Origin of the sequence: Gilliamella sp. Nev5-1 (assembly GCF_001690895.1) — a bacterium.
Classification (GTDB): Bacteria; Pseudomonadota; Gammaproteobacteria; order Enterobacterales; family Orbaceae; genus Gilliamella; species Gilliamella apicola_C.
Genome location: NZ_LZHO01000077.1, coordinates 55,936 through 82,318, shown reverse-complemented (window position 1 = coordinate 82,318; position 26,383 = coordinate 55,936). Strand labels below are relative to the sequence as shown.

Below are 26,383 nucleotides of genomic sequence, written 5' to 3'. Positions count from 1 at the left end.
CATTAAGAAAGTAATTACAATATAGACAAAGTGATTAGTCGCAACATTAATCAACACAATATTAAAGTTAAGCGTAATACTAACTTTAAGGTTGATAATGAAGGGGCAATAGAGAATCATGTCTACAATATATTATTGGTAAAATATCAGGTGTAAAAGCCTATTTATTTCACTCGAGCAGTTTTATGAGCAGTGCATAAGCTGTTATTGCCATTGTTGGAACGAGCTAGCAATTAAGCGAGAGCGTGAGCCAACCTACTTTATGGCGAGTAGTAGTCTAGGGATAGTGCGAGACGGGTAACGGTCTGGTGCGGAGCTTCCCGACAATGTACCCCCTTGAGGAATAGCAAGGTTAGTGGAATCGTGAGGTGAAACTAAGTAATAACCAGTAGCAGGTTATGAGGGGCTAGACTGAATAGAAAGATGAACGTAAGTGAATAGATGATAAACGTCGTAATGCTGACAAAGCCAAAGCTACTGATAGGCTTTAACCAAAAGGTGCATAGTGGGTTATTCCTTTTTAGCGTGGGAATACGCCATCATACGACTATCGGCGGACAGTCTACATCTTAACTATTCGTGTGGTAATAACGGAACTTGGTAAGCCTGTACACTTGCCGTCCACAATTCAGCAACCGTATATATACGGAAAATGGAAGAGTGTACGGCAGGCAGAGCGTAAGCAATGCTGTTGAGTGTGCAGGTAAAGGAGGTTAGAGAAAGCGAAGGGTTGGCTGTAATGGCTAACATAGGGTGTGAAACATAACCTAACCCGAAAGGGTGCAGACTTCTAACTGGTCTTCCGTCGCAAGATGACGGGCTAATCCTTTAGTGGATAATTTCTAATGGAATTATTTTAGGCGAGGGATGAGCTGACGAATGCCTAACAGTTTAAAATGAATTATTGGGAAGTAATTCATCTGTGACAAGCAGACGCCAAACTCAAAACTCAATCATTAACCATGTTACATCGTGGTAGAGTTATTTGATTAACTGAATAACTACCACTGTAACGTGGGAGTTCTGTTGGTAGTTATTCACCAAAATCAAGTAATTTCTGCTACTTCTTGTATCAAGAGGTAAGTATGAAAGAGCAAGCTCATAATAGCTTAAAGGCTAATAAGAGTCCAGCTCCAGCGACCTCTGACATGGCTCGTAAATGGCACAGTATTGACTGGGTCAAAGCAACAAGACATGTTAAAGGATTGCAGAGTAGGATTGCGAAAGCGACACTTGAGAATAATTGGCGCAAAGTGAAAAGATTGCAAAGATTATTAACACGCTCGACTTATGCTAAGCAATTAGCAGTAAGAAGAGTGACTGAAAACAGAGGTAAAAGGACTACGGGAATTGACAAAGTAGCATGGTCAACTGCCGAGGCAAAATGGCAAGCGATTGCAACGTTGACAAGTAAGGGATATAAACCGATGCCACTTAGGCGAGTATATATCCCAAAGTCTGATGGAAAGAAACGCCCTTTGGGTATTCCGACTATGAAAGACAGAGCAATGCAAGCGCTTTATCTATTTGCCCTTCAGCCTGTAGCAGAAACAACAGCGGACAAAGGCTCCTATGGGTTTCGCATTAATCGGTCAACGGCAGATGCGATAACACATATACATCGAATATACTCGCACAAAGGGAGGGAAACAAACCAACCTGCGCAGTGGGTATTAGATGCAGATATACAGGGCTGTTTTGACCATATTAGCCATGAATGGTTAATAAATAATATCCCAATGAATAAAAGGATATTAAAGAAATGGTTAAAATCGGGCGTTGTGGATATGGGGCAGGTAAAAGCAACGGAGGAAGGAACACCGCAAGGCGGCATAATTTCCCCGACACTAGCAAATATGGCGTTAGATGGCTTAGAGAAAGTACTCGCTGAACACTTCGGTGAAAAAGCAAGTAAGAAAATCAGGCAACATAAAACGTACATGGTAAGGTATGCGGATGACTTTGTCATATCAGGGATATCGAAAGAGTTACTGGAAGAAAAGGTTATCCCAGTGGTTAAGGCGTTTCTCAAAGAAAGGGGATTAACTCTATCGGAGAGAAAAACCAAAATCGTGCATATCGAGCAGGGTTTTGACTTTTTAGGTTGGACGGTAAGAAAGTTTAACAAGAGTATCATTATCAAACCGAGTAAAAAGAATGTGAAAGCATTTTATAACAAGGTAAGAGAGAGGATAAAGAAGTTAAGCATGATAAAACAAGAAGACTTAATAAAAATACTTAACCCAATGATAAGGGGGTGGGCAAACTACCACCGAAGTCAAGTCGCCAGTGAAGCTTATGGGCATATGGATGCATTAATATGGCGGGCTTTATGGAATTGGAGCAAAAGACGACACAGCAAGAAAGGCAAACGTTGGATTAAAGAGAAATACTTTAAAACAACCGCTAATCGAGTATGGAACTTTGGTACTACGATAAAAGACCGTCATGGTGTAGAGAAATGGGTTGAATTATTGCAATGTAGCAAGACAGCAATCAAACGACACATCAAAGTAAAATCGGACTATAACCCGTTTTTACCTGAATGGGAATTATACGGAGAAACATTATACCAAAAACGGATGTATGAGGAATACTCACACAGAAGTAAATGGCAAATGTTGTATAAAACTCAAAAAGGTCGTTGTGGATTATGTTTACTCCCTATCACAAAAGAAACGGGATGGCATGACCACCATATAATCTACAGAGTGCAAGGGGGCAGTGATGCTTTGAAAAATAGAGTGTTATTACATCCTATCTGTCATAAAAAAGTTCATGCGCTGAAGTTAGAAGTAGTGAAACTGGCTTATTAAGTCAATTGGAAGGCTTGAGCTGTATGCGGAGAAATTCGCTCGTACAGTTCTTAGGGGGCGGTGGCACAGTAATGTGCTACTGCTACCCGACTACAACTTTACAAAAGTTCTCAAAACCCGGCCAAGGCTGGTTTTTTTTCGTAAATACATCCACATAACTAAAAACACTATTTTCATTGGAATTAACTTATATAGTAAAAATCATTTTCTACTAAAACGTATATACCATCTGATATCTTATTGCCATAAAACAGTTTCTTAAAATAAAGATAATAATAAAATTCATTTTTTTAACAAATTTGTTATTCAATTTGTTAGAATAGTAATCAATGAAGCTTATTTTAATTTTTCATATTTGGAGTGAATATGGTTGTTGCTGTTAATAAACGTTCTGTGATGACATTATTTTGTGATACAACAGATATTTACGGGCATCAAATTCGTTTTGTGCTGGCAGAAAAAGGGGTAACTGCGGAAATTGAGTTTGTAACGGCAGATAATTTACCTCAAGAATTATTGGATCTTAATCCATATGGTTCAATCCCAACATTAATTGATCGCGATCTAACGTTATATGAACCACATATAGCATTAGAATACCTTGATGAACGTTTTCCCCACCCACCATTAATGCCTGTTTATCCTATTGTTCGTGCTAACTCTCGATTAACAATGTATCGCATCAAAAAAGAGTGGTATAGTGCTTACGAAACTATTATTAATGATCCTAGTAGTAATGAAGCACAGCTTGCACGTAAAAATTTACTTGATGATCTTGTTTCTATTTCGGTCATATTTAAAGAAAAGCCTTATTTTATGAGTGATGATTTTACGTTAAGTGATTGCTATTTTGCTCCATTATTATGGCGTTTACCGATGCTTGGTATTGAGTTACCTAAAGTTGCTGAGAAAAATTATTTAGCATATATGGCACGAATTTTTGAACGACCAGCTTTCATTAATTCATTAACAGAAGACGAAAAAAAGATAAGATCATAATAATAATTTTATCTGACTTGTAATAATCGTAGACAAGGTGGCTTTTTATGGAACTTGAGCAAATGACTCCTCGCCGGCCTTATTTATTTAGGGCTTTTTATGACTGGATTCTAGATAATGAATTAACACCTTATATTGTGGTTAATACTTCGAAATATGGTGTGATAGTTCCTCAAGAATTCATTCAAAATAATCAAATTGTATTAAATATTGCTCCTCATTCTGTAGGTCAATATTGTGCAACTAACGAACAAGTAGAATTTAATGCTCGTTTTTCGGGTGTCCCTCAACACATTGTTGTACCGATGGCGGCTATTGAAGCAATTTATGCGCGTGAAAACGGCATTGGTATGGGATTTGAAGATGAACCGCAATATCATCAAGACCAATGCGAAGCTCCACCTCAACAACCGAAACCAAAAACTAATCCATTTCGTGTTGTAAAATAGCTATTTTATTTGTTATTACGCCCATGCACATATTAGTAAGTGGGCGACATAATATCAATTCTGTGGTAAAAAATCACTAGATTTAACTAAATTGATATCTACTACTTTTGATAAAGGTTAGCTTGTTTTTTTATGTATACTTATGTAACTACGCCTTAAAATAGTGCATCTAAAAAGTAGAAAATCCTCTATGATAAAAGTGAATAGGGTTTAATTATGAAAAAATATCCCATCACAAAATCATATCTATTACAAAAAAGGTTAAAATTGGAATTTTCGTAAAGTTTTGTGCTGTAGATAGTGCATAGGTAATTCGGCTTGTTATAATAAGTGGGGATAAAGGCAATAGCATGAAAGTAGCCAATATCAAACCTAAGTGTTTTAACAGTGTCAGAAATCTAGTCTATCAATGGACATCATAAACCGACGTGCTATCGCGTGTACTGGGGATTAGAGCTTAATCTTAGCATAAAGAATATACAGAGCCAAATAAATGCCCCCCAAAAACTACCCATCAAAGTGTAATTATTCGGGAGGAACAATAAGTAATTATTAGAATACTGTTTTAAATAGTGTAATTGACGTTAAAAAATAACTTCCGCTAATAGCTAAACCATAAGGTAATGTAACTCCTGCTTCTGGTTTTTTAATATATTTATATATTATTGCTATAATCGCAATCGGCAGCCCAAGTAATGTAATTAGCACTAAAAAAATCCAAACATCATGCGGTGGAATAGATATCAAGAGTGCTGTAATTAATTTTATATCTCCTGCTCCAACTAATCGGCAATAAAACATAAATAGACCGCAAATCAAGAATATCCCTGATGCTTTATAATTTAGTTGACCCTCTCCAAAAATAAAATTAAAAATAGCGAGGATGAATATTATACAAACAATATAATTTGATATTATTCTGCGTGTTAAATCAGTATAACAAGCAACTAATAAACATCCCCAAATTGTTAAAATAATAACATCATTAATTAATAATTGATTAATCATTATTTACCTTGACCTAGAATATAATCCTACCTATAAACGCTAATTTAGCATCTAGTTAATTCCTCGTTTTGCTACAATACGGGCCAAATTTACGTCTAATACCTTGTCCAATAAAAAATCTGCTTCATCACTATAATAGAGTAGATTTTATACCCTCATCAATTTTGACTAAATTACCATTCAATAGCTTTCCTGTTAAACTTATATCATACATTATATTTCTATAAGTCATCTTTTCTCCAAATTTTGGACTTACTTTGTAAGTAATGACAAAGCCACAAAATTAAAAATAAAATAATTTAATATTTACCCCAAAACCCAAACATTACTATTTTTATGGTAATATCTTTTCCGGCTAAGCTAAGCTTAGTTCAAGTCTAGTCATAAATCCCTTAGTTATTTTATATTATTGCATCCTTAAATCCACTTGATAAGAATGATAACTATAAACAGTATATAAATAAAATTGGAACGTTCATCATTTCCATTTTTTAGTAACCATTATTTTTCATAGATTAATCATTCTTATTAATAAATTGCCCCGTTTCAGTTTCAATAATTTTAGTTATTGCCTTAATCAATGACTGATAATCATGAGCCTCGTGTAAATAACGTTCATCACGATCCATGCATTTAGTATACCACAAGCCATATACTTGTTCATATTGAGCTGGAGAGGTTAAATTTCTAGCATTAGGGTCTATCTTTATATAGTGAATAGCTGCATTTTGAGCTGTAGTTTTTAACCCTGTAGTTATTGTCTGACAAACATTATTATTTAAAAAATCATCCCTAAGAACATCCGCACCTTTATCATCTTTACCATCTGTGATAATAATTAGAATTTTATCATCATACGCCCCTCCGGCTATCTCTGGTACAGCCCTTAACAAGGCAGTTATAGTATCAGTGCCTCCCCCAGGTTTCCAATCTGCTATCTTGTCTCTTAATGAATACTTATCTAGTGGAAGAGGAATTAAAACTGGCCCAGTTTTAAAATTACGATCTCTGTTATATTTATCTTTGAGTTTTCCTGATGCTATTTCATACATTCTGCCGTTTGACTTTCCTACCATATTTTCACTTATGACACCAAGATTATATAAAGGTGACTGACACATCCCATAAAACGGTGAAAAATCGCCAGTAGGTGTAACGGGACGATTAAATGTTATTATATTATTATCCATATCACTGAACAATGCATCAATGGTGCCTATTACATTAACTGTTTCAGTATTGGCGAAAGAATAATGCACATTAGCGTTTGACCCTGAGTACATAGAATTATATAATTTAGCTACGCTATTATATTGATTTTTTATTTTATCTTTATTTGCCTGTTTTAACGGATAATCAGCTGCATTTTCGTTACAAGCATATCTTGACTCCCCATTTTGAAACGGATTATTATTTTGATTACGCTCTCTACACATGTTTCTAGACATCGATGGTTCAATAATTTTTGAATAAAAAAGGTAAAAATAATAGTCTAAATAGTAATAAATCATATTACCATCGCGATCAAAATCAGGCCTATCACCAAAAAAAGATATATTTGTTGCCATATTTTTATTTGCCCAAAAATTATAGTCAACAGTGTTGTAAGGTGACTTCATTTTATACAGAACCGAACAATTATAGACATTGTAGGCATCAACGCTCAAAGTATGCGAAGGGACGTCGGGAGGCGTGGGAACTCCGATATCATAAGGAATTAAAGCGAAGTCATAACTTTGCACATTTTTATATCTATCAACAATGTCCACTATTACCTCTTTCATATAATCAACACGTAGCTGATTATAATTTACTTCAGAGTATTTATTGCAAGATGGATCATTGTATTTACATGTTGCTGAACCTGAAAAATCAGCAATAAAAGCAATAGCAGTCGTGCCGCCACTACTTATTTTTCTTGTATTACCATAACTTTCAGTATTATTAGTTACATTAGATGAGTTGTACAATAGTGTTCCCCAATCATCACCACTGCCTTCCCTTTCTTTACCAAACAGAGAACCGAATTTCTGTGTATAACTGACATGATATTCTTGAATATCATTTCTAGAATCAAAATCAATAGAAATATTAGCGTCTGCAGATAAAGCATCGCTAATTTCTTGATTAAGAAAATAATTAATATAACTCAATGCTATTCGTTTATTTTCTTCACGTGCTATACTATCGACATTTTTATTATTTAAGGCTGCTATGGCTAATGAAGCCTCGTTAGTCGCCTCAGAGATCCTCGCACGATTAGATAATGTTTCGTTATAATTAAATGAAATAAACATACAAGCACATATGGCAGGAGCCATAATCGCAAAAAAAATAAATGCATTTCCAGCAGTACATTTAAAAAAGGATTTCTGATCATTGAGCCGTTTTACTTGTTTATTATCTTTCATATAGCCCTCTAATGTGCATACATAGGACAAGTACTATTAATAATTGCCATATCATTACAGCGAGACAACACCATAGTACTAGTACATATAGATTGACCGAATCCACCCCCCCCCTCAGAGCTATTAGTCAGTCTTAAAAAAAGACTTTCTTCCTGCTTAACACACATGCTAACGCGATACAAAGGAATCCAACGCCCAGACAACATTGATGGACCACTACCATTTCTCCGCACATACGGAATGAATTTTACATAGTTAGTAGAATCCTCCATAGAAGAGAGTGAATTAAAATAATTAATTGCGTCACCACAAGAGTTTGAAGGACAAATTGGATCACTACTGAGTTGTTTCAATTTAGCATGCTCTATCTTAGCTTGAAAATTAGGATCACTTGTGTCTTGTGAAATAAGTAAAACATCTATTTTTATAGATACCTCACGATTTAGTAGTTCGCTGGCCATTTGACGTAATTCCTCCGCTTGAGTATTATCAAATAACTCACGAGATTTGTCACACAGATTAAAACATTTTCCTCTATCGTTTATCACAGGGTAAAGAGCCGTTCTCTCGCGAAAAATTGATGCTACAGCATAATTTACTCGCTCCAGCTTATTTTTTAGCGAAATGACAGAATATCCATCATAGATAATAAACATTAATGCTGTAAACAAAAAGGCACAAAATACAAACTCAATTGAAATAATAGCACCGTCTTTATTACGAAAAAAATTACCAGAATATTTCATTATTATTCCTTTCTTTTAATTATCATAAAATTCACGGTAAACAATAGTTTTCTTTGTCAAAGAAGAATCAATAATACGACCAAATAATTGGGAAAATATAGCATAGTAGTCATACTTCAAATAAAATAGTATTATGCTAGTATCATCATTCACTGTATTTTGGCAAGTATTGTCAATTGTATCTCGAATTGTTTTGCAAAATTTTACTGTAATATGCAAATCATTCGAATTAGTCAAATAAGGCCATAACGGTACTTCAGATGTAGCGAATTGATTCATTTGTGCAACATAATTGCCCCTTTCAGAAATTGCGGCTCTCCTTGTAATTTCTGTAGCCATTAAATCTAAGGATGAACCAATAATCATGATACGGCTTAACTCAAGCGTAAACAAAAATAGGCTTATTAAAAAAGGGAAAACAAATGCAAATTCTATGGCAATACTTGCTTGCTTTTGACGAAGGAACAATTCCCAATATTTCAACATAATTCTTGCTCTACCTTATTATATTAAAGGTTAACCTTTCTTTTTCTTTAAAATTGAAAAAGATCTTTTTGATTTATTTTTCTCGATTTTTTTATTGCCAATAAGAGCCGAAGATATCTCTTTTATTTCACGACTATTATACGCTTTTTTAAAATCATTCATTTTTGGAATAAATTTACGAGTAAAATCAATGCTTCTACCCAAAAACTCTTCAATATCGTCATTTCGTAAAACGTTCTTTTTATCACAAGGCAAATTATCATTTAAACAAACCAAAAATCGCTTATCGAGTAAATCCAAATTTTGCACACTAGCACGTGCAATGTCATCTAGAATCTTTTTTGCAACTTTGACAGAATAAGGATCTCGGTTCATTATAATAAGAACAATATTTGAAAGATCGATAATATCTTCAAAATGTTCAAATGAGGATGATAATCCCATATTTTGATCAATAAAAGTAATATTAAATTGTCCAGAATTAAGATCATCGTATTTCCAAGCTCTGTCACTATTCTCAATTTTTACTTGTATAGAATCTCCAACATTAACAAATGTACCATCTTGAGGTATTGGCATTTCAAATAAAAAATCGGCATTAGGGCTTGTTGTTGCCCCTTGAATATAAAGAAGTGGGTAATTAGTTAAAGAACTAATATTTTTTAGCGTATGAATCGCTAATGATGATGTGCCAATTCCTCCTTTGCAACCTAAAAATGTAATAACACTCCCTACTCTTTTGCTCGAACTATTTGGAGCAAGGCTTCTTAAATGTAATATATCAGTAATTTTATCTAATTGGCTCTCTAATAAAAAATGAATCCCTTTTTTCAATAAGAATTCAGAAAATCGAATTGAGTCATGGTCGCCAATAAGGATTGTTGTAACTTGAATTGGAATACAACGATTAATATTTTCCGATAAGAATTCTGCGTCAGCCTCGTCTTTAATATCTAAAATAATTATGTCATACTTATTCCAACTAGCTGCTTCTTTTAATTCTGATAGCTCTAAAGGGATAATTTCCATACCTAATACGTTGTAAAGAAAAAGCACAGATCGAATATCTTCAACCAACTTACTTCTTTTACTTAAAATAGCAACACGAAAACCTGAAATACTCTTAGTCACAAATTCTTGTGAAGAACCTTTTGATATATCATTATCGTTTTTATTACCAAATAATTGCATAAGAATCTCATTAACCTTTTATTCAATAAAGCCCATATCATTAATAAATTTTTCACTTTCGTTAGATATTGGCACTGTCTTACGTCGTTGTTTATCCACATTATTCTTAATATTGAAGAAACTATTAATCATATCAGTGCGTTCTAAAATTGGTAGTTCTACACTATCAAAACTGCTATTAGAGGTAACTAATTTAACTGTCGCAAACACAACCATTTCAGTTTTTCCTCGGCTAGTTGTTGCACTACGAGCCAATGCGCCTAAAATAGGAATATCACTAATAAAAGGAATTCTAGATAATACTTCTTCGTCTTGCTCATTAATTAAACCCGCAATAACAAAACTATCCCCGTCAGACAAGTCAATAGTTGAACTCGTTTTTCGAGTTGATAAAGTGGGAATATTATAATCACTAAAAGCATATGAGCCAGAAACTGAGCTTACTTCGTTATCAATAAATAATCTGATACGCTTATCATTATTCACTTTTGTGCTAATATTTAATTTTATGCCATAATCTTTATAAGTAACATTTGAACCACCATCTTTATCTTTTGTCACGATGGGAATTTCACCGCCAACTAAAAACGATGCACTTTCGCCAGACAATACCGATAAATTAGGTTGCGCCAAAATTTTGGCTAAACGATCGTTCTTTATAGCACGAATCATTGTCGTAATATTATGAATATCAAAACCTTTTTTTAGTCCTAACAGTGTAAACTCGCCAATAGTGTTCATATCAAAAGATTTGCCATCCATCATGCTTTTCAAAGTCAAACTTTGCCATTCAATACCCAATGAGTCGGTAAATTCTTTGCTAACTTCCACAAAAGTCAATTTTACATTAACCTGAAACTCTTCAATAACTCTAATATTGTCGATAATATTACTATAAACATAATGATCCTGAAATGAAAGATCTGGCTTGACTGTGACTTCACCTGTTACATCAGTTCGTATTCGCTCAGAATTTTGTCCAACAAGTGAACCAACAACCGCGATAATTTTACCTTTTGTCGTAGTATCGGGTGTAGTGCCATTTAGTACATATACAAATTTACCATTTGGATCACCATTATCATAACGATCGATTGTCACACTACTATTTGGAAAATTTTGTGCTAATCTATGCGTAATTTGAGATAAAAGTGGATCGACATTAATAGTATCATTAATAATAAGGTTATTTGCATCATCGTAAACAAGTAGACTTGCTCTACCATTTGATTTCCCATATATAATTAATGATTTGCCATCAACAACCTCATAATTTGCCACACTATCTTGACTAATAAAAACGGTTCCTACATTTTCAGGTAAAACAATTGTTTTACTTTGTCCTATCTGTAAATTGTGAATACTAGCAAAAACCGTCGAGGAAAAGCCGATAGATAGTAAACAAACTAAAAGTTTTATTGTTTCCATAGTTGATTTAATTCTTATTAACATTCTTAGTTACCTTTTAGCAAGTTGAGCCGTTTTTTCTTTGAAAAAATATCGTTATCAGATAATGGCCAATTTTTCTCTTTATCACTTAGCAAACGTAACCCATCATCAACATTTTTTTTATAAGTGCTAGGGTACATCATAATTGTAGAATTGGTCATTAATGTTCTTAATAGTTTAATCTCTTGATTTGAAAGCTCTAATTGAATTTGCGCAGTCTCAACTTTTCCAAAATTTTTCATGTCATTATCTAAATCAATATAAAGGATTCTCTTGCCAACAATAATCGGTTTTATACGATTTTTATTAAAAGCGTTACTAGGCGAAACCAAATTAGCCTCTTTACGGCTTTTACCGTGATAATCTGTAAACTCATCATCGCTACCATAAAATACATAAATATCAACCAAATCGCCACTTTTTAGGTTTTTTGCTAAATAGGTATCTGTTTTCTCCAACTTGAACGGAAACATGTAATTTCCCTCTTTTAAAGCTAATATTGCATAGTCAGGCGACTTAGGTGAAACAATAAAACTACGTTTTATAAAAGAATCTTTTGCAATATTATTTTTAGCAATATAAGTATCTACTTCTACTGCATCAGTTATATATTCAGGCTTCTGCTCACTATTAATGCTAATTTCTATTGACTTAAAATAGTAATCATCTTTTGACAAAATCGATTTTTTATTAATATCGCGTTTTGCAACAGCAACCGTGATGATTTCTGTTTTTGGCTCTTCTTTCTTGGGTTCCTCTTTGATAACCTCAACTGGCAACTGAACTGGTGGCTCAGCAACAGGTGTAGGTGTTGTTTTAGTAAATAGTAATGCTAATCCTACAATTAACATTAATACATATAGAACAATTATTTTCTTTCCTTTCATGCAAGCTCCCTATGGTGCTATATTTATAGTTATTTTTTGCACTTATTTATTTTCTAAATAAAAATCAAATGCAAAACAGTGAGCCTTACCCTTAGAGTTAGGACCAGCATAAAAATCTTTTAATATTGAGTTCTGCTTTGTTTTTATTTGTAGAATTAATGTTTTTTCAGTGGTTAAATTTCCTGTAACACTAGCAAAATCGCGATCACTACGAGAAATTTGATTAATAATATAATCTATTCGTTCGGCAGAAATGTTTACGTCATAGAACGATAATTTGAATTCTGTTGGCGAAACTTTCTCAACTAAATATTGATTTTTACCCAATTGAGTATCTGTTTCTAAGGTAATTCGGCTATACTTACCGTGCTCACCCGATCGAACTGCTAAAATAGTCAACTTTGGCGTTGCCTGATTTGCTTGGCTATTCTGTTTAGAATCAGTTGTGTTAGTAACCGATTCTAGATTAGCTACATTAGATTGTTGAGTAACTATTTTAGATTTGTTTTCTGTCGTTCCCAATTTAGCCACATTTGCTAATTTAGCACTAATTTCTGACTTATCATCAGCTCGTATTTTTGTTCCTTTTTCTGACTTGACAACCATTTCTGTTTTGGATATTTGCTGCGATGCTACTTTTTCAACTGAATATTGCTTTTGATTATCACTTTGTGCTGGCGTAATTTCATTAAATTTTATCGCATTATCTGGTTCGATCTGCTTTAATTCTTGAATTAAAATTTCTGGTTCATTAGATAACTTATGAGCTAAACAAAATGACTTAGCTAATTTAATTTTATTTAATTTCACCAATGTATAAAATAAATTATGAAGAATTGTCTGATCACGATATCCTTTAGTATATAAAATATTTAGGTGTTTATAAGCTTCAGTATAGTCTTTATTCAAAATGGCTAGCATCGCTAAGTTATTTGTAACTTTATTTTCATCATAAAAGTTTTCTCTAGCTAGATTGAATGCATAACGCGCTGCATCATATTGTTTCTTTTTTAGCAAAACAATGCCTTTTACATTATATGCTTCACCATTTTTAGGATTGATTGCAATCGCTTTGTCTAAATATGCTAATGCTGTGTCATTGTTCCGCATTCTAGACTCAACATGACCATACAAAACAAAAAGCTTATCATTTTTGCTTTTATTTAAAACTGGCGATAATACCCTTTTTGCCGCTTCAAAATCATTAGAAAGGTAGTAGATTTGAGCAAGTTTATACCTTGTATCTTCAGTGTCAGAGCGCTGTAAGCGTTGCTTATAGAGCTCAATTAAACCACCGTAATTTTTTGTTGTTTCATGAATATAAATTTTTTGTTGTTCATTTAAATCATATTTTAAGGTGCTATTTTGGCACCCAATGGCAAAAAACAATACTGAACAGACCGCAATACATTTCGGCTTTATTAACTTTCTTGGCTTACAGCATATTGAAAAGTAATTCATTATCTCTACATCCCTAACTATTACTAAATGTTGATATAATACTCATGATAACAGGTGCAACAACAACAACAAGAACAGGTACTAGAAAAAAAATCATCATTGGTATTGTCATTTTTGCGGCAATAGCTGCAATTTTTTCTTCTATGGTTAATTTTTGTATTTCTCTAATTTCAGCTGATAACTCTAATAAAGCATCATAAATTGAACTACCATAACTAATACTTCTTTTTAACGTAGTGCAAAACATTCTAACCTCTTTACTTGGCACTTCCCGCTGAACTAAATCAATAGAAGGACCAATACCATTGACCTCCATCATTAAACAAGCTCTCTCCAAAATAACTGCGATATCTTTATTAATTGGTTTCGTTCTTAGGCTTAAATACTTAAAACCATTTTCAATGGTCATGCCTGATTTAACCATAATTGCCATCATATCAATGATCAACGGTAAATCTCGCGAAATTTTTCTAATTCTTTTTTCTGTTTGCCTTTTCACTATTTTTTCAGGCACAAAAATCACCACAATAATAATTATCAGCAAAGTAATCAATAATATATCGCTTTCAAGTGCAACAAAAGAAAAGAGCTGATTTATCAGATAAAAAAACGAAAAACCAACAATAACCGCATAGACTTTCCAGCTGTTTTCTTCTTGAAAACGCCGTAAAAAACTAAGGGTAACACTATTTTTAGCTGCAATTCTTTCAAAGGAAACATTCTTTTGACCAATATCCTTTCTAAGGTTAATCGCTTTCTTTCCTTTGCTTTCATTATTTAAGAGTAAACCAATTTTTTCTTTTCTTTGATGCAGTTGATACGAATTAATCAATTCTTTGCCACCAAGATAAATTAAAATAACTGGAAATAATATATTTAGCAAACTAGTCATAATTTAAATGATCTTATTAATCATTCCTTTGATAGTTGAATAACCAATAACTACACTCCCTACAATATAGTACAAAATATAGTGACCAACCGTTGTACCAACTAAATACCCATAATTTTCTTCTGAGAGAAACTTAAGTAAAAGAATAAAACCAAAAGGCATAAAACCTAATATTATCATTGACATTCTTAGTTCCGCAGTTTTTCCATCCCTTATTTTCGTTAGTATTCGATTGTTAGATAGCATTTTGGTTAACCTATTAAGAACCTCTTTTAACTCCCCACCGCCATCAAGATTGACCATAATTGTTAAAATAAAGAAATAATATTCTGGAAAAGGAAGCCGCTGATAAGAATTTAACAAAACTCCCTCAGCACTTTCACCAATTTCTATCCGCCTATCTATTTCTTTCATTGTTTTGCCAACAATCCCGTCCACTGCGTTTCCACATACTTTAAAGCTTGTTGTTATTGCATTACCAGAAGAGACCACACCTGAGATGATATTCAATGCTTCGGGAAACGTTTCGTAAAATTCTTTTTTCAGCTTTCTTTTTTTCAAAAAAAGAATTATGAAAACTGTAAAAATAGCACTAGATGGAACTACTATATAATTAGCGTAATTGAAAAACTTTTGATTCATCACTACCCCTGCCACAACACCTGCAAAAATATAAATAAGCAAACGTGCTTTAGATTGACCCACTATAAGCAAATTATAGTAGGAACCGAATAGTGCATTGAAATCAAAGCCTAATCGCTCCCAAAAAGATAGTTTTTGTGTTCTTAGTTGCTCTTCAACTAAACTAGATAATGATTTATTTTTAACTTCCAGATTATAAAAAACTTGTAATCGTCCTCTACGACGACGTAAAATCCAAATATTAGCAATAGAGATAAGAATAAGTATAACGGAAAGAACAAGAATCATGATTTGATCCCCACTGCATTTAACATAAGCTTTTCTAACACGTCTGACATGTCATAATATTGAGCACTTTCATAAAGTGCAGATCGTTTTATTAACCCATTACAAACAAATTCACCCTGAATCTTGCCTTGTTCGTTTCTTTCATCACTAATACGAAACTTAAACACATCATGGGTGATAATATTTTCAGATTCTAAGCCAACAACTTCAGTAATACTCATCACCTTACGTTGTCCATCTGGAAGGCGAGAGGCCTGAATAATAAAATTAACAGAAGAAGCAATATAGTGCCTAATTGCAACTATGGGTAATTCTGGCTGAGCCATAATAATCATACTTTCAAGGCGAGATAAGGCATCTTTAGCAGTGTTAGCATGCAATGTCGACATTGAACCGTTGTGTCCTGTATTCATAGCCTGAAGCATCTCAAAGGCCTCTTCACCACGACATTCCCCTAAAATAATTCGGTCTGGCCTCATCCGAAGGGCATTAACTAATAAATTTTGCATGGTCACTTTGCCACGCCCATCCTCTCCACCCGCTTTTGTTTCCATTCTAACCACATGGTCTTGTTGTAGTTTTAATTCGGCTGCATCCTCAAGTGTAATGGTTCGTTCATGTTCACCAATAAATCCAGATAATGCATTTAACATTGTGGTTTTACCAGAGCCTGTTCCACCCGAAACAATAATATTCATTCGACAACGAGCTGCAATAACTAAAAAATTAGCCATATCTTCGTTTAGTGAGCCATAGTTAATTAAATCATGGAATGTGCGACGCCCCGTTCCAAATTTACGAATTGACATCGAGGTGCCATCAATTGCAATGGGCGGAATCACAACATTAAGGCGGCTACCATCAGGCATTCGTGAATCAACTAACGGGTGTGATTCATCTATATTTTTACCAACTTTATTGACTAAACGCCTTGCGATATCAAGTAACTGTCGCTCATTAATAAAAAACTTTTCGCTTTTACTGAGGACTCCTCCTCGTTCAACATAAATGCTATACGGACCATTTACTAAAATATCGTTGACAGTTTCGTCTTTCATTAATGAATCAATTGGACCATAACCAACAATTTCATCACAAATCATACCAGCCAATACATTTAATTCGTCAGCTGTAATATGAACGTTACCTGAATTAACAATATCTCTGATTATAGTCTGCACTTCACGCTGGATTCTGGCGGGTTCGTTTTTTAGTTGTTCAACTAGCTCTAAGTCAAGAACTTGAAAAACCAAATCACGAACTTTACCCCATTCACTAGGAAATTTTAATTGTTCATTATCCATGTTTTATATTTCATCATGCTCTTCTACTAAAAACAGATTAAAGCTACCGATCACTTCCTAGTAGCTTTAATCTTAGATGATGACGGTAACTTGTTACCGTCTACTTTCAAATGTTACATAGCACTAATTAAGGAGCAGGGTTACTGACCACCACCACTGCCACTGCCACTGCCATTAACGACCAACATGCTTTGTACTTTAGCTTGTAAGCTGGTATATACGTTAGATAACATATCATAAACTGGACCACCTGACTGACCCTTGAAAATAACTGAAACAACAGCCGCAACACCAGCTGCAACGATTGCGTATTCAATCGCAGTTACACCTTCTTCGGTTTTAGCAAATTTACCTAAAAAAGTTCTAGCTTGAGCACGAAGTGCTGATAAATACATCATAGTTTTCTCCTTTAAATATTTCTTACATTTCTTTTATTTTAAAATATCACTTTCCAATCAGAAAGTGGGTGTATAATATACTTAATTTTATAGTTTGCCAATATGGCAAATAAAAAAAATTGGCGTAAATTCATTATTAATCATGTTAATATTAATAAAAATAATCGATTAATTTTTTTAAAATTTTTTTAACTAAAATGTTTTTTATCAAAATAACAAATGAGAAAGAATTATTTTTTTTAAACAAACAACACCGTTTATAACCAAAATTTTTAGTCAAAATGGTGCTTGTATTATTCAAAACAGCCACTCTGTTGCCGCTATTACAAGAGATTCATTAGCATTAACACTTTCATTTAATGTCCCAGAAAGCGATGATAATTTATTTAATAATAAATCGATTATTGAGATGGCTAAATTCAATCATTACAAAACTTATTGGCTAGCCTCACCTGCTCAGGAGATTAAAGGGTCATTTGATACTAAATTTGGTTTTATTGCACGTAAGAGCGATGTTGTCGCTTTTGGTAAAGATATGCATGATATTTATTTAAGTCAGCTATTAGAGGAAACGCTTCAGCAAGACAATTCACCGAAAAAATTCATTTTCGTACATTTGCGAGGAAGTCATCAACCTTATGAAAATTATGATGAAATTGATAAGCAAGCTTTACCTGATGCTGAAAAATATGATCTGACCATCCATCATACAGATCGTACAGTGAAAGCATTGTATGATGTTATTAACAAATATAGCGATAATTATACCTTAATTTATACCTCAGATCATGGCGAAATCGTTAATGTTGGGCATGGTGTAAACAACACAAATGTTGACCAATTTTTAATTCCGTTTATGTTTATATCAACAAATGATCGTTATAACTGTCAATTTATAGAGTCGTTTCGAAACCCAACTGGTTATTTAAGTGGGTTGATGAATAAATATATTTTATCTAATCTTTTAGGGTACAATGTTGATCAAACTACTCTGAACAAAGAAAAAAATAATGATCGTGTTTTTATGCCTGATGGTAGCGTTATGCCTTTTTTAAAATTTTATAATAGTGATTAGGTTTTATTATAATTTTTCATCAATAAATTGCGATATCTAATATAAATTTTACAATACAAAAATGAAGGGGGCATTTGTAAAATGTGATGGAAGAAAAGATCAATTAACAATATGCTCCTTTAAATATTTTACTCTGACGCCTGTAACTATACTGAGTAATACAGTGAATAGCGCTAGCAAATTCTACAAATAATGCTCACCCAACAGCCACAAGCTTGCTTTCTATATGATTAATCGAAAGTAAATGCCATTCGCACAATTTGCCCACTCTGATCTAACAATAAAAGGTTATGTAAGCCTGTTTGAGTGATAGTTAAGGATGTTTTTTGCTCGTTATGGGTGTGCGCAATGAGTTCGCCATCTAAAAACCACCATTTATCGCCATTGCCACCTTGTAGTGTTAAATCAATGGTGACATCGTTTTGCCCTGGTAGGCGTTTTACCAATTGCTTATCGCGCAATCCGATAATATTCAGTGGCGAAAAGGTATCTTTACCAAGAACTGGGCAATTTTTATCAACCTCAGGGAGCCTTGATTGTCGGCGCTCTTTGGGTAATAACCAATTTTCTAATGCTATTGGCCAAAGTGCAATTTGTTTTTTATGCGCATTGCTGCAATCTGCTGATACTCGTTTTCCTTTATCATTTACCCAAATAGTCACCCAACCTGAGCGATAGATGTTATTATTAAGCGATGCAAGAGTATCAAGCGTTGGCGGTACCATGTTATTTAATATCCAAGCGCTTTTTTGACGATGGCAGTTTTCATCAGTTACTGACAGTATTTGCCCTGATGGCCAGCAAATTTTGTGTAAGGTAACGGTTGCTGGTTTGGTCACCACGGGTAATGGTCGATTCAATCGCCGTTCTTTGTTTAATAATAGCGTGTTAACCTGTCGCAAAATTGGCACCGCTGTGATAGCACCATATTGACCAACAACGGGGGTACCATCTGGGCGGCCAACCCAAATACCAATTAAATAGCGAGGATTGATACCCATTGCCCAAGCGTCACGATAGCCATAACTAGTCCCTGTTTTATAGGCAAGTTGTTGGTTATTAATTAACATTTGCCTTGTGATCCATGCACTTCCATCACTAATAAATGGTTTACTTAACAGTGGTTCGATTTGCGTAAATCGTAAAGGACTGACTTGTCCATGACGTGCAAAGGCACTATATGCGCTAACTAAATTATCCATTCTTAGCGATGCGCCTCCTAATATATATGAAATATTAGGATTATTACCAGTAGATACAAGGGATAAACCAATGTCCACAAGGTTACCGGTAAATCTTTTAGGACCATAGTGTTCAATTAGCTGAACCGCTGGTAGGTTTAGCGAATTTTTTAGCGCTTCTGAAGCACTTACTGGACCATAAAAGCTCTTATCAAAATTAGTAGGAAGGTAATCAGAGTTAATTCGAGGCGTATCTTGCAATAATGATTCAGAATGAATCATGCCATCATCAATCGCTAATGCATAAATAAAAGGCTTTAATGTTGATCCTGGTGAACGTAGTGCACTGATCATATCAACCTGGCCAAATCGTTCTTTATCATTAAAATCAGCTGAGCCAACATAACCTTTTACAGTCATATCGGTATGATCGACAACTAAAATAGCAAGTGAAGTTTTAGGTGGTAACTGGTTTTTTCGATTTCTAGCAATATCTTCAAGATTATATTGAAGGGATAGATCGATATTTGAATGAATAATGTCAATATTAGGGTATTGCTGACTGAGTCTGCGAGCTAATAAAGGCGCAAGCTGTGTTTTTTTACGTGGATAAACCCAGACTTCTTCTTTTTGAACTTGCTTTATAATATCGGGCGACCATATTTGGTATTGAGATAATCTTGTTAGAACTTTATCTCGAGCTTTTTTGGCTCGTTCTGGGTATCTATCTGGGCGCAAACGACTAGGAGCTTGAGGCAATATAGCTAATAAGACACTTTCGCTATGCGTTAATGCTTTTGGTGCTTTACCAAAATATGACCAACTGGCAGCGCCTAAACCTTCAATTGTGCCACCAAATGGTGCATGGTTAATATATAAAGTTAAAATTTCATCTTTTTTGAAGCGCAATTCAAGTTGTAGCGTTCGAAACACTTGTTTCAGCTTACCTATCATGGTGCGATCGTGAGGGTAAAGCAGCCTTGCAACCTGCATTGAAATAGTACTACCACCTGAAATAATTTTTTTATTGGTAATATTTTGCCAAGCTGCGCGCAGTAATGATGCTGGATTAATGCCAAAATGATGATAAAAATAGCGATCTTCATAATTTAATAAAGCATCAAGATAATCATTGGGCACTTCATCTAATTTGATAGGATATCGCCACACACCGTTTTCGTCAGCAAATCGCCAAAGAGGAGTGCCATCTTGTGCAAGAATTGTTTGTGTGCTTTTTTGTTTTGCTATTGATATTGGAAATAAGCAATCGGCAATAAAAAAAATACCAACTAGTAGTAGGAGTACAAAAAGCAATAAAGCCAGAATTTTTAGCAGGCGCTTTTTCATTTTTGTCAAAAAGCCTCAAAAAATCTATGGTTTAATATAAAATGGTGCCGCTAACTTTCGTTAGCGGATCATCGTTTTGTTTGTATTTTATTAATCAATTCTAATACCAATGCTATTATTGCTCGGCATTATTCGATTCTGATTTGCGTTCAACAATAGACATGAAGTTAAGCGATTGACCAACAGCGAATCTATCTGGGCGGTACATTGATTCAACATAAGGATACGGAATCCTATAATTACCAGCTGTTACAGCCCGAACTAAGTAAGCTACCCGTGAACGATAAGAATCTTCACTCACATAATGATTGATATCAACCGCAGCAACAAATCTATCGTCACGGAATTCTTGATATTTAATATCATTACTATCATCATCTTTCAATAGGTTGGCTAATTCAGGGATCGCCTGTAAGCTGACACTACTGTTAGTTAGATTTTGATTTTCTATTTCAAGTCCAGCAGGTAAGAAATCAACGATTAATGCATCATGAATAGCTTCTTTATGAGCGTTGACATCTAATAAAACCACCATTAAATCACCTACTTTCATCTGATCGGGTTGGATTTTATTTCCTTTTAAATCATAATAAGAGCGATTAATTGTTAATTTATTTTCATCACTTGTTGGCGCAGGGGGTTTTTTACCATAACCAGAAACGGTCAATTTAATATAAAGTGGCTGTGCATTTTCTGGATTCGAAATCGTTAATCCATTTGCTAAATTAGCAAAATCGAGTGAGCGTGATAAGCTAGTATCTACATCATTGCTCTGTTTATTAATTGTAACATTAAATTGCTTTGAAGATTTATGTTGATCCAATAACCAACCCGCCACAAATAATGCACTAAGCTCTTGGGTTGAAAAATAGCGAGCATCATTGAGTAAATCTGATAAATGGATTAAGTAGTCAGCTTGTTTATCAATACTCAACTTGTTTTCAATCAATAAAGCTAAAATTAACGCATTATCACGAACTGCACTGCCATACTCTCCAAGCCAAGAATATTGATTGTCGTAACTTTTTGTAAATACTTGTGGCATTAAGCTGTTATAGATATTTTCAAAACCTGCAAGTTTGGCTGATAATGCTAATTGAGCAACTGGCAACGGCGAAAACACCTTAAAATCGCTTTCGGTGATCTGTTGATACATTTTATTAATTTCATTACGTACAGGTGCAGTGATTTTATTTTGTTTGATTAGTACAATTAAAGCATAAGCTTTAGTTGCAAATTGCGTGTAGTCACTTACTTGTGAATTATCATTATAGTTTTGTAAACTATTAAATACATTCACATCATAAATATATTGGTTAATACGAGAAATAGCCGCATCAAGTGCAGCATTATTAACATTATAACCACGCTCTTTAGCTTGCAATAAAAAGTCGGTCGCATACACGGTTAACCAATGATCTTCTGCACTATCTTTAGTCCATAAACCAAAACTACCATCATTACGTTGCATTGATAATATTCGAGAAATCCCTGCTTGTACTTTTTCGCGACGTTTGGTATCCGATTCAGTTTTGATTCCTAATGCAGCCAGCTGTTCTTGGTTTGCATATAATGATGGCATTAAGCTACTAATAGTCTGTTCTAAACAGCCATACGGATAGGACAATAACGACTTGATATACTGAGCTATATTCAGCGGTGGTTGATTTGATACAATCAATTTACCATCAATCGTATTTTCAATCATTTCGGCAATACTATCTTCAGGTAAAACCCAGCTGTCACCACCATTTATTGCTGCCGCATAGTATTTTGTGGTCGCAGCATAAGCAGGTCTAACGCCTACATGCCATGAACGTTTGATTTGGTAATTTGAACCATCATCTAACAAAATCCCTTTAACATTAATTGTTATAGATCCTTGCCCATAACCATAATTGGCAACAACAGGCAATTGAATAATCTGCCTTTGCTTGCTTTCTAAAGTTATTGCTGTAGTGTTTACCGAATTTTGAAAAATCAAACCTCCTGTTGAAACTTCAAGCTGTATTGTTTGTTTTTTTTCGGTTAAATTATGAAGATTTAGCGCTAATGTGGCTTGATCGCCACCAGATAAAAATCGCGGAGTGGATAGCTCTGCAATTACTGGTGAAGCAACTATCATAGTTTGTTCTGCTTTACCAAAACGGCTATCATCCCATGCTTGAGCCATTATGCGCAATTCGCCATTAAAATCAGGTAAAGTAAGATTAACAACCCCCTCACCTTCATTGTTCAGTTCGATAGTTTGCAATTGCTGGGCAACAATATTGACGTCAGTTAATGGTGTTTTACCCCCTGTATTTTCTGCGCCGAGTAAAGCATCCCCCCCAAAACTTATATTTACATTACGCCCTTTGCCTTCAATCAATTTGCCATATACATCATAAAGATCAACATTATAGCGTTTACGCCCTAAGAATGCACTGTATGGGTCAGGTGTTGCAAAACCAGTAATGTTCAATACCCCCGAATCAACGGCTGAAACCAATACGGTTACTTTGTGATCTTGTTGTATTGCGTTTTTATCCATTTTAACTTTAATTGGAATTGTTTTTTCTGGCTCTGTTTTTTGCGGAACGTCAAGGCTCACGGTTAATTGACGATTTGACGTATCAATTGGCAAATAAAGTAAACCAATTGCTCGTTTAATTGTTTGTACAGCAGCATCGGTTGATGGACGAATGATCATAGCATTAATATAAATATCATGGCGTCCCCAGTCTTTAATTGGTATCTCAACATCTAGACCTTGATCATCAACAGCAATATCTTTTTTCCATAACATTCCGTCATTGGTTTCAAGTGAAATATAGCCTGATCCAGCAACAGGAGCTTGTACACGTACTTTTGCGGTATCACCAACTGAATAAGCAGTTTTATCAAGGCTTAGTTTAACTTGATCAGGCCGAACAGCATTTGTACCATTTGTGTTATCTTCCCAATTGTAACCACTCCGAAAACGTAAACTACTGCTAATATTATTTGTAGTATCAACAATTTCAATACGATAAGATCCATAATCCTCTGTTTGATAACTCACTTTAGCTGTACCATTTTCATCAATAGTTAGTGGTTGTTCTTGAACAACAAATTCATTGGAATTAGATTCTTGGTGCCACCCTGCATCGTCAGACCAACTCCAATAATAGTTGCGACGTTCACGAATAATTTTTGCTTTTAAATGATTTGATGCTAGCTTTTTTCCGTCAGTATTGACATAGGCAACTTCAAATTCAGCATTAGCGCCTTTATCAACTGTGGGACTATTTTCATAACGATCTGTTGACCAATCATAATAAAGCGATTGAGAAAACAACGCACGTACCACAGGCATTTTTTCAGTTGGCCAAATTGTTTGGCTTGCATAACGTGTAATAGGGCGTCCACCAGAATCAAGCAAACTTGCTTGTAAAATAACTTTAATTGGAGAGCTTAATTTACCCCAATCGCTAGTATCAATGCCAACTTGTGCAATCCCATTTTTATCCAGAACCATGTCAATATTATCAAGTTGGCGATCAAGATTATCATCAGTCACACGTCCAATTTTATAATTGGCTAAGTTAGCAATTGAATCTGCTTTTTTGAGATAAACATGACCTTCTAAGTTATTACCTATTGCTGGAGCACCATAAAGATACCAACCTTTAACATTAAAACTAACATTCTTATCCAAGATAACCGGCTTGTCTGATGTGGTTGTAATTTCCATTGCCATGCGTTCTGGCAAAAATTCTTCCACATGAAACCCGGCATAACGGTAGTTATCATCACCTAGATTAAAACGAAAAGCCCATTTACCTGTTGCTGCATTAGCAGGAATAACATATTGCCACTGATATAAGCCATTTGAGTCAGCTTTAGCATTGATAGTAAAATTTTCAACAATTTGATTATCAGGTAACATAACATCAACCACAATAGGTTGGGTTGGCAATGGCTTACCATTAGCATCACGTAAAAGCGCATTAAAATAAACCGTTTCTTGAGGGCGATATAAATCACGAGCGCCAAAAACAAATAGCTGTTTTTGATAAAAAGCCGAACCGACTAAGTTATACTTGCTTAAATTTAATGCATTACGATCTAAATTTACAAAAGAAATTTGTTGCCCTTTATTTGCGGTAAGTAAAGCATAATCCATACCTTTTGGTAAGGTTACTTCAGCATAACCGTCTGCATCAGTTTTAGCTAAAATGGTGGAACAGTTTTTATTGCTCTCTCGAATGATTTTATTACATAAAATCAATATGTCAACGTCGCCAAGAGGCTGACCATTGTCTAGTGCATGCGTAAGCACTGATAATTTACCATTTTCATACGCATGAACAGCAATACCAATATTGCTAATCGAAAATAGTGATGTAGGGTTGGAATAATTGTAAGTTCCCGCTTGATTCATAACGGCAAAATAAATACCTTCTTGCTGTAATTGAGAAATTGAGGATAAGTCAAGCAATACCGTTTCTTGAAAATTACGTTTAGGGTTAAGATCAAAGCGAGATGAATAAACTAAATCAGCAAATTTATTGATATTATTTGAGTTCCAACTTGTTATTTGATTAATAAACCCATAATCAGAAATAAAATCCGATAAATGTTCAGGTTTAATTTTAAAGAAGTTAACATCAATTTTATTAACATTAAGCGTAGTAATCGGTAAACCACTCATTGATTTGCTAGGCAATAAAACACCACTATTGGCAAAACCAACAAACGGCTGGCGATCTTGAGTTTTAAATTCGGTTTGGTAGACTTCTTTTAAGCTGTTGCCATTAATTGCAACTAACATTTTATCGATAGTGAGCTCTAATTCACGGTTGGGTTCAAGGTATCGATGTCTTAATTCGAGTCCATTATCCGACAGCTCCCAAGCTCCATCAACATTACCCATTTTTTTATCAACTAGACGAAGCAAATTAGAAAAATTAAGATTAGGATTTAAAGGAACAGAAAAGGTTATAATCAACGTGCTAGAACCATCCAGAATGGTTTCGGAACTATCAATGACCGTTAAGGCCTTACCATGATATTTTTCGATTAATTCTGGTGTGGGATTAAAAACCGTTGTTGGTGATTCATCTTGCGCTATTTTATTATTTTCATTAGGCTCACCAATTTTGGTCGTGTTGCTGTTATCAATAACTTCTGTTGCTAATTGCGGTGATGATTGCTCTGCATTTGCTGTTTGTTCTGTTTCTTTATTGTCACACCCCGCTAAAGCTAACAATAGGCTAAATATAGCTAAATGTTTTACTAATGCCATACTTTGTCCACCTCCCACCTCATATTTTATTATTATTGATATTGATTATATTTTATAACATATATTATGCACAGTTCTTCGCTT

18 protein-coding genes are annotated in these 26,383 nt (G+C 34.4%); 4 read left to right on the top strand and 14 right to left on the bottom strand.

Annotation, left to right across the window (positions count from 1 at the left end; all coding sequences use genetic code 11):
• The first annotated feature begins 1,085 nt into the window (after positions 1-1,085).
• The 3 genes from ltrA to A9G41_RS10605 all read left to right on the top strand — a co-directional run bounded on the left by ltrA (position 1,086) and on the right by A9G41_RS10605 (position 4,264).
• Positions 1,086-2,816: a group II intron reverse transcriptase/maturase gene (gene ltrA, locus A9G41_RS10615; protein WP_075539650.1), complete on the top strand. Its 1,731-nt coding sequence runs from the start codon at positions 1,086-1,088 to the stop codon at positions 2,814-2,816.
• Between the two features lie 366 nt (positions 2,817-3,182).
• Positions 3,183-3,815, top strand: coding sequence for a stringent starvation protein SspA (gene sspA / locus A9G41_RS10610; RefSeq protein WP_065581399.1), 633 nt, complete (start codon positions 3,183-3,185; stop codon positions 3,813-3,815).
• 47 nt (positions 3,816-3,862) lie between these two features.
• Positions 3,863-4,264: a ClpXP protease specificity-enhancing factor gene (locus A9G41_RS10605; protein ID WP_075539649.1), complete on the top strand. Its 402-nt coding sequence runs from the start codon at positions 3,863-3,865 to the stop codon at positions 4,262-4,264.
• A 552-nt stretch (positions 4,265-4,816) separates the two neighbouring features.
• Here the strand turns inward: A9G41_RS10605 and A9G41_RS10600 are convergent.
• The 12 genes from A9G41_RS10600 to A9G41_RS10545 all read right to left on the bottom strand — a co-directional run bounded on the left by A9G41_RS10600 (position 4,817) and on the right by A9G41_RS10545 (position 17,427).
• Positions 4,817-5,272: an A24 family peptidase gene (locus A9G41_RS10600; protein WP_075539648.1), complete on the bottom strand. Its 456-nt coding sequence runs from the start codon at positions 5,270-5,272 to the stop codon at positions 4,817-4,819.
• Between the two features lie 515 nt (positions 5,273-5,787).
• Positions 5,788-7,683, bottom strand: a complete 1,896-nt coding sequence (locus A9G41_RS10595; protein ID WP_075539647.1) for a hypothetical protein — start codon at positions 7,681-7,683, stop codon at positions 5,788-5,790.
• Positions 7,684-7,691: 8 nt separating this feature from the next.
• Entirely contained in the window at positions 7,692-8,429 is a 738-nt protein-coding gene (gene tadF, locus A9G41_RS10590; protein WP_075539646.1) for a tight adherence pilus pseudopilin TadF, read from the bottom strand.
• Positions 8,430-8,444: 15 nt separating this feature from the next.
• A complete protein-coding gene (locus A9G41_RS10585; protein ID WP_065581403.1) occupies positions 8,445-8,915 on the bottom strand; it encodes a TadE/TadG family type IV pilus assembly protein in 471 nt (156 codons plus the stop codon).
• Positions 8,916-8,945: 30 nt separating this feature from the next.
• A complete protein-coding gene (locus tag A9G41_RS10580) occupies positions 8,946-10,106 on the bottom strand; it encodes a hypothetical protein (RefSeq protein ID WP_065581404.1) in 1,161 nt (386 codons plus the stop codon).
• Positions 10,107-10,124: 18 nt separating this feature from the next.
• Positions 10,125-11,558 (bottom strand): type II and III secretion system protein family protein, encoded by a 1,434-nt coding sequence (locus A9G41_RS10575; RefSeq protein WP_081302091.1) that lies wholly within the window; start codon positions 11,556-11,558, stop codon positions 10,125-10,127.
• Between the two features lie 2 nt (positions 11,559-11,560).
• Positions 11,561-12,442 (bottom strand): hypothetical protein, encoded by an 882-nt coding sequence (locus A9G41_RS10570; protein WP_141675144.1) that lies wholly within the window; start codon positions 12,440-12,442, stop codon positions 11,561-11,563.
• Positions 12,443-12,484: 42 nt separating this feature from the next.
• Complete coding sequence (locus A9G41_RS10565; protein WP_065581406.1) at positions 12,485-13,903, bottom strand: tetratricopeptide repeat protein; 1,419 nt, start codon at positions 13,901-13,903, stop codon at positions 12,485-12,487.
• A 13-nt stretch (positions 13,904-13,916) separates the two neighbouring features.
• The gene (locus A9G41_RS10560) at positions 13,917-14,795 is read right to left on the bottom strand and encodes a type II secretion system F family protein (RefSeq protein WP_065581407.1); all 879 of its coding nucleotides are present in this window, start codon (positions 14,793-14,795) and stop codon (positions 13,917-13,919) included.
• Positions 14,796-14,798: 3 nt separating this feature from the next.
• Positions 14,799-15,725, bottom strand: a complete 927-nt coding sequence (locus A9G41_RS10555; RefSeq protein ID WP_065581408.1) for a type II secretion system F family protein — start codon at positions 15,723-15,725, stop codon at positions 14,799-14,801.
• A complete protein-coding gene (locus tag A9G41_RS10550; protein WP_081302092.1) occupies positions 15,722-17,029 on the bottom strand; it encodes a CpaF family protein in 1,308 nt (435 codons plus the stop codon). The genes A9G41_RS10555 and A9G41_RS10550 overlap by 4 nt, the downstream gene beginning before the upstream one ends.
• 140 nt (positions 17,030-17,169) lie before the next feature.
• The gene (locus A9G41_RS10545) at positions 17,170-17,427 is read right to left on the bottom strand and encodes a Flp family type IVb pilin (protein ID WP_075539644.1); all 258 of its coding nucleotides are present in this window, start codon (positions 17,425-17,427) and stop codon (positions 17,170-17,172) included.
• A 229-nt stretch (positions 17,428-17,656) separates the two neighbouring features.
• Here A9G41_RS10545 and A9G41_RS10540 point away from each other — a divergent pair, with 229 nt between their 5' ends.
• Entirely contained in the window at positions 17,657-18,502 is an 846-nt protein-coding gene (locus A9G41_RS10540) for a sulfatase-like hydrolase/transferase (RefSeq protein ID WP_081302093.1), read from the top strand.
• Between the two features lie 230 nt (positions 18,503-18,732).
• Here the strand turns inward: A9G41_RS10540 and pbpC are convergent, their stop codons facing one another.
• The gene (gene pbpC, locus A9G41_RS10535) at positions 18,733-21,030 is read right to left on the bottom strand and encodes a penicillin-binding protein 1C (RefSeq protein WP_075539643.1); all 2,298 of its coding nucleotides are present in this window, start codon (positions 21,028-21,030) and stop codon (positions 18,733-18,735) included.
• A gap of 115 nt (positions 21,031-21,145) precedes the next feature.
• Positions 21,146-26,299 (bottom strand): alpha-2-macroglobulin family protein, encoded by a 5,154-nt coding sequence (locus A9G41_RS10530; protein ID WP_075539642.1) that lies wholly within the window; start codon positions 26,297-26,299, stop codon positions 21,146-21,148.
• Positions 26,300-26,383: the final 84 nt, after the last annotated feature.

What these genes read in the sequence shown, in the direction of transcription:
- A9G41_RS10595 (WP_075539647.1), bottom strand. Translation starts at nt 7,683, where the DNA reads ATGAAAGATAATAAACAAGTAAAACGGCTCAATGATCAGAAATCCTTT.
- A9G41_RS10605 (WP_075539649.1), top strand. Translation starts at nt 3,863, where the DNA reads ATGGAACTTGAGCAAATGACTCCTCGCCGGCCTTATTTATTTAGGGCT.
- pbpC (WP_075539643.1), bottom strand. Translation starts at nt 21,030, where the DNA reads ATGAAAAAGCGCCTGCTAAAAATTCTGGCTTTATTGCTTTTTGTACTC.
- A9G41_RS10570 (WP_141675144.1), bottom strand. Translation starts at nt 12,442, where the DNA reads ATGAAAGGAAAGAAAATAATTGTTCTATATGTATTAATGTTAATTGTA.
- ltrA (WP_075539650.1), top strand. Translation starts at nt 1,086, where the DNA reads ATGAAAGAGCAAGCTCATAATAGCTTAAAGGCTAATAAGAGTCCAGCT.
- A9G41_RS10560 (WP_065581407.1), bottom strand. Translation starts at nt 14,795, where the DNA reads ATGACTAGTTTGCTAAATATATTATTTCCAGTTATTTTAATTTATCTT.
- A9G41_RS10565 (WP_065581406.1), bottom strand. Translation starts at nt 13,903, where the DNA reads ATGAATTACTTTTCAATATGCTGTAAGCCAAGAAAGTTAATAAAGCCG.
- A9G41_RS10585 (WP_065581403.1), bottom strand. Translation starts at nt 8,915, where the DNA reads ATGTTGAAATATTGGGAATTGTTCCTTCGTCAAAAGCAAGCAAGTATT.
- A9G41_RS10600 (WP_075539648.1), bottom strand. Translation starts at nt 5,272, where the DNA reads ATGATTAATCAATTATTAATTAATGATGTTATTATTTTAACAATTTGG.
- A9G41_RS10580 (WP_065581404.1), bottom strand. Translation starts at nt 10,106, where the DNA reads ATGCAATTATTTGGTAATAAAAACGATAATGATATATCAAAAGGTTCT.
- A9G41_RS10545 (WP_075539644.1), bottom strand. Translation starts at nt 17,427, where the DNA reads ATGATGTATTTATCAGCACTTCGTGCTCAAGCTAGAACTTTTTTAGGT.
- A9G41_RS10575 (WP_081302091.1), bottom strand. Translation starts at nt 11,558, where the DNA reads ATGTTAATAAGAATTAAATCAACTATGGAAACAATAAAACTTTTAGTT.
- A9G41_RS10555 (WP_065581408.1), bottom strand. Translation starts at nt 15,725, where the DNA reads ATGATTCTTGTTCTTTCCGTTATACTTATTCTTATCTCTATTGCTAAT.
- tadF (WP_075539646.1), bottom strand. Translation starts at nt 8,429, where the DNA reads ATGAAATATTCTGGTAATTTTTTTCGTAATAAAGACGGTGCTATTATT.
- A9G41_RS10530 (WP_075539642.1), bottom strand. Translation starts at nt 26,299, where the DNA reads ATGGCATTAGTAAAACATTTAGCTATATTTAGCCTATTGTTAGCTTTA.
- sspA (WP_065581399.1), top strand. Translation starts at nt 3,183, where the DNA reads ATGGTTGTTGCTGTTAATAAACGTTCTGTGATGACATTATTTTGTGAT.
- A9G41_RS10550 (WP_081302092.1), bottom strand. Translation starts at nt 17,029, where the DNA reads ATGGATAATGAACAATTAAAATTTCCTAGTGAATGGGGTAAAGTTCGT.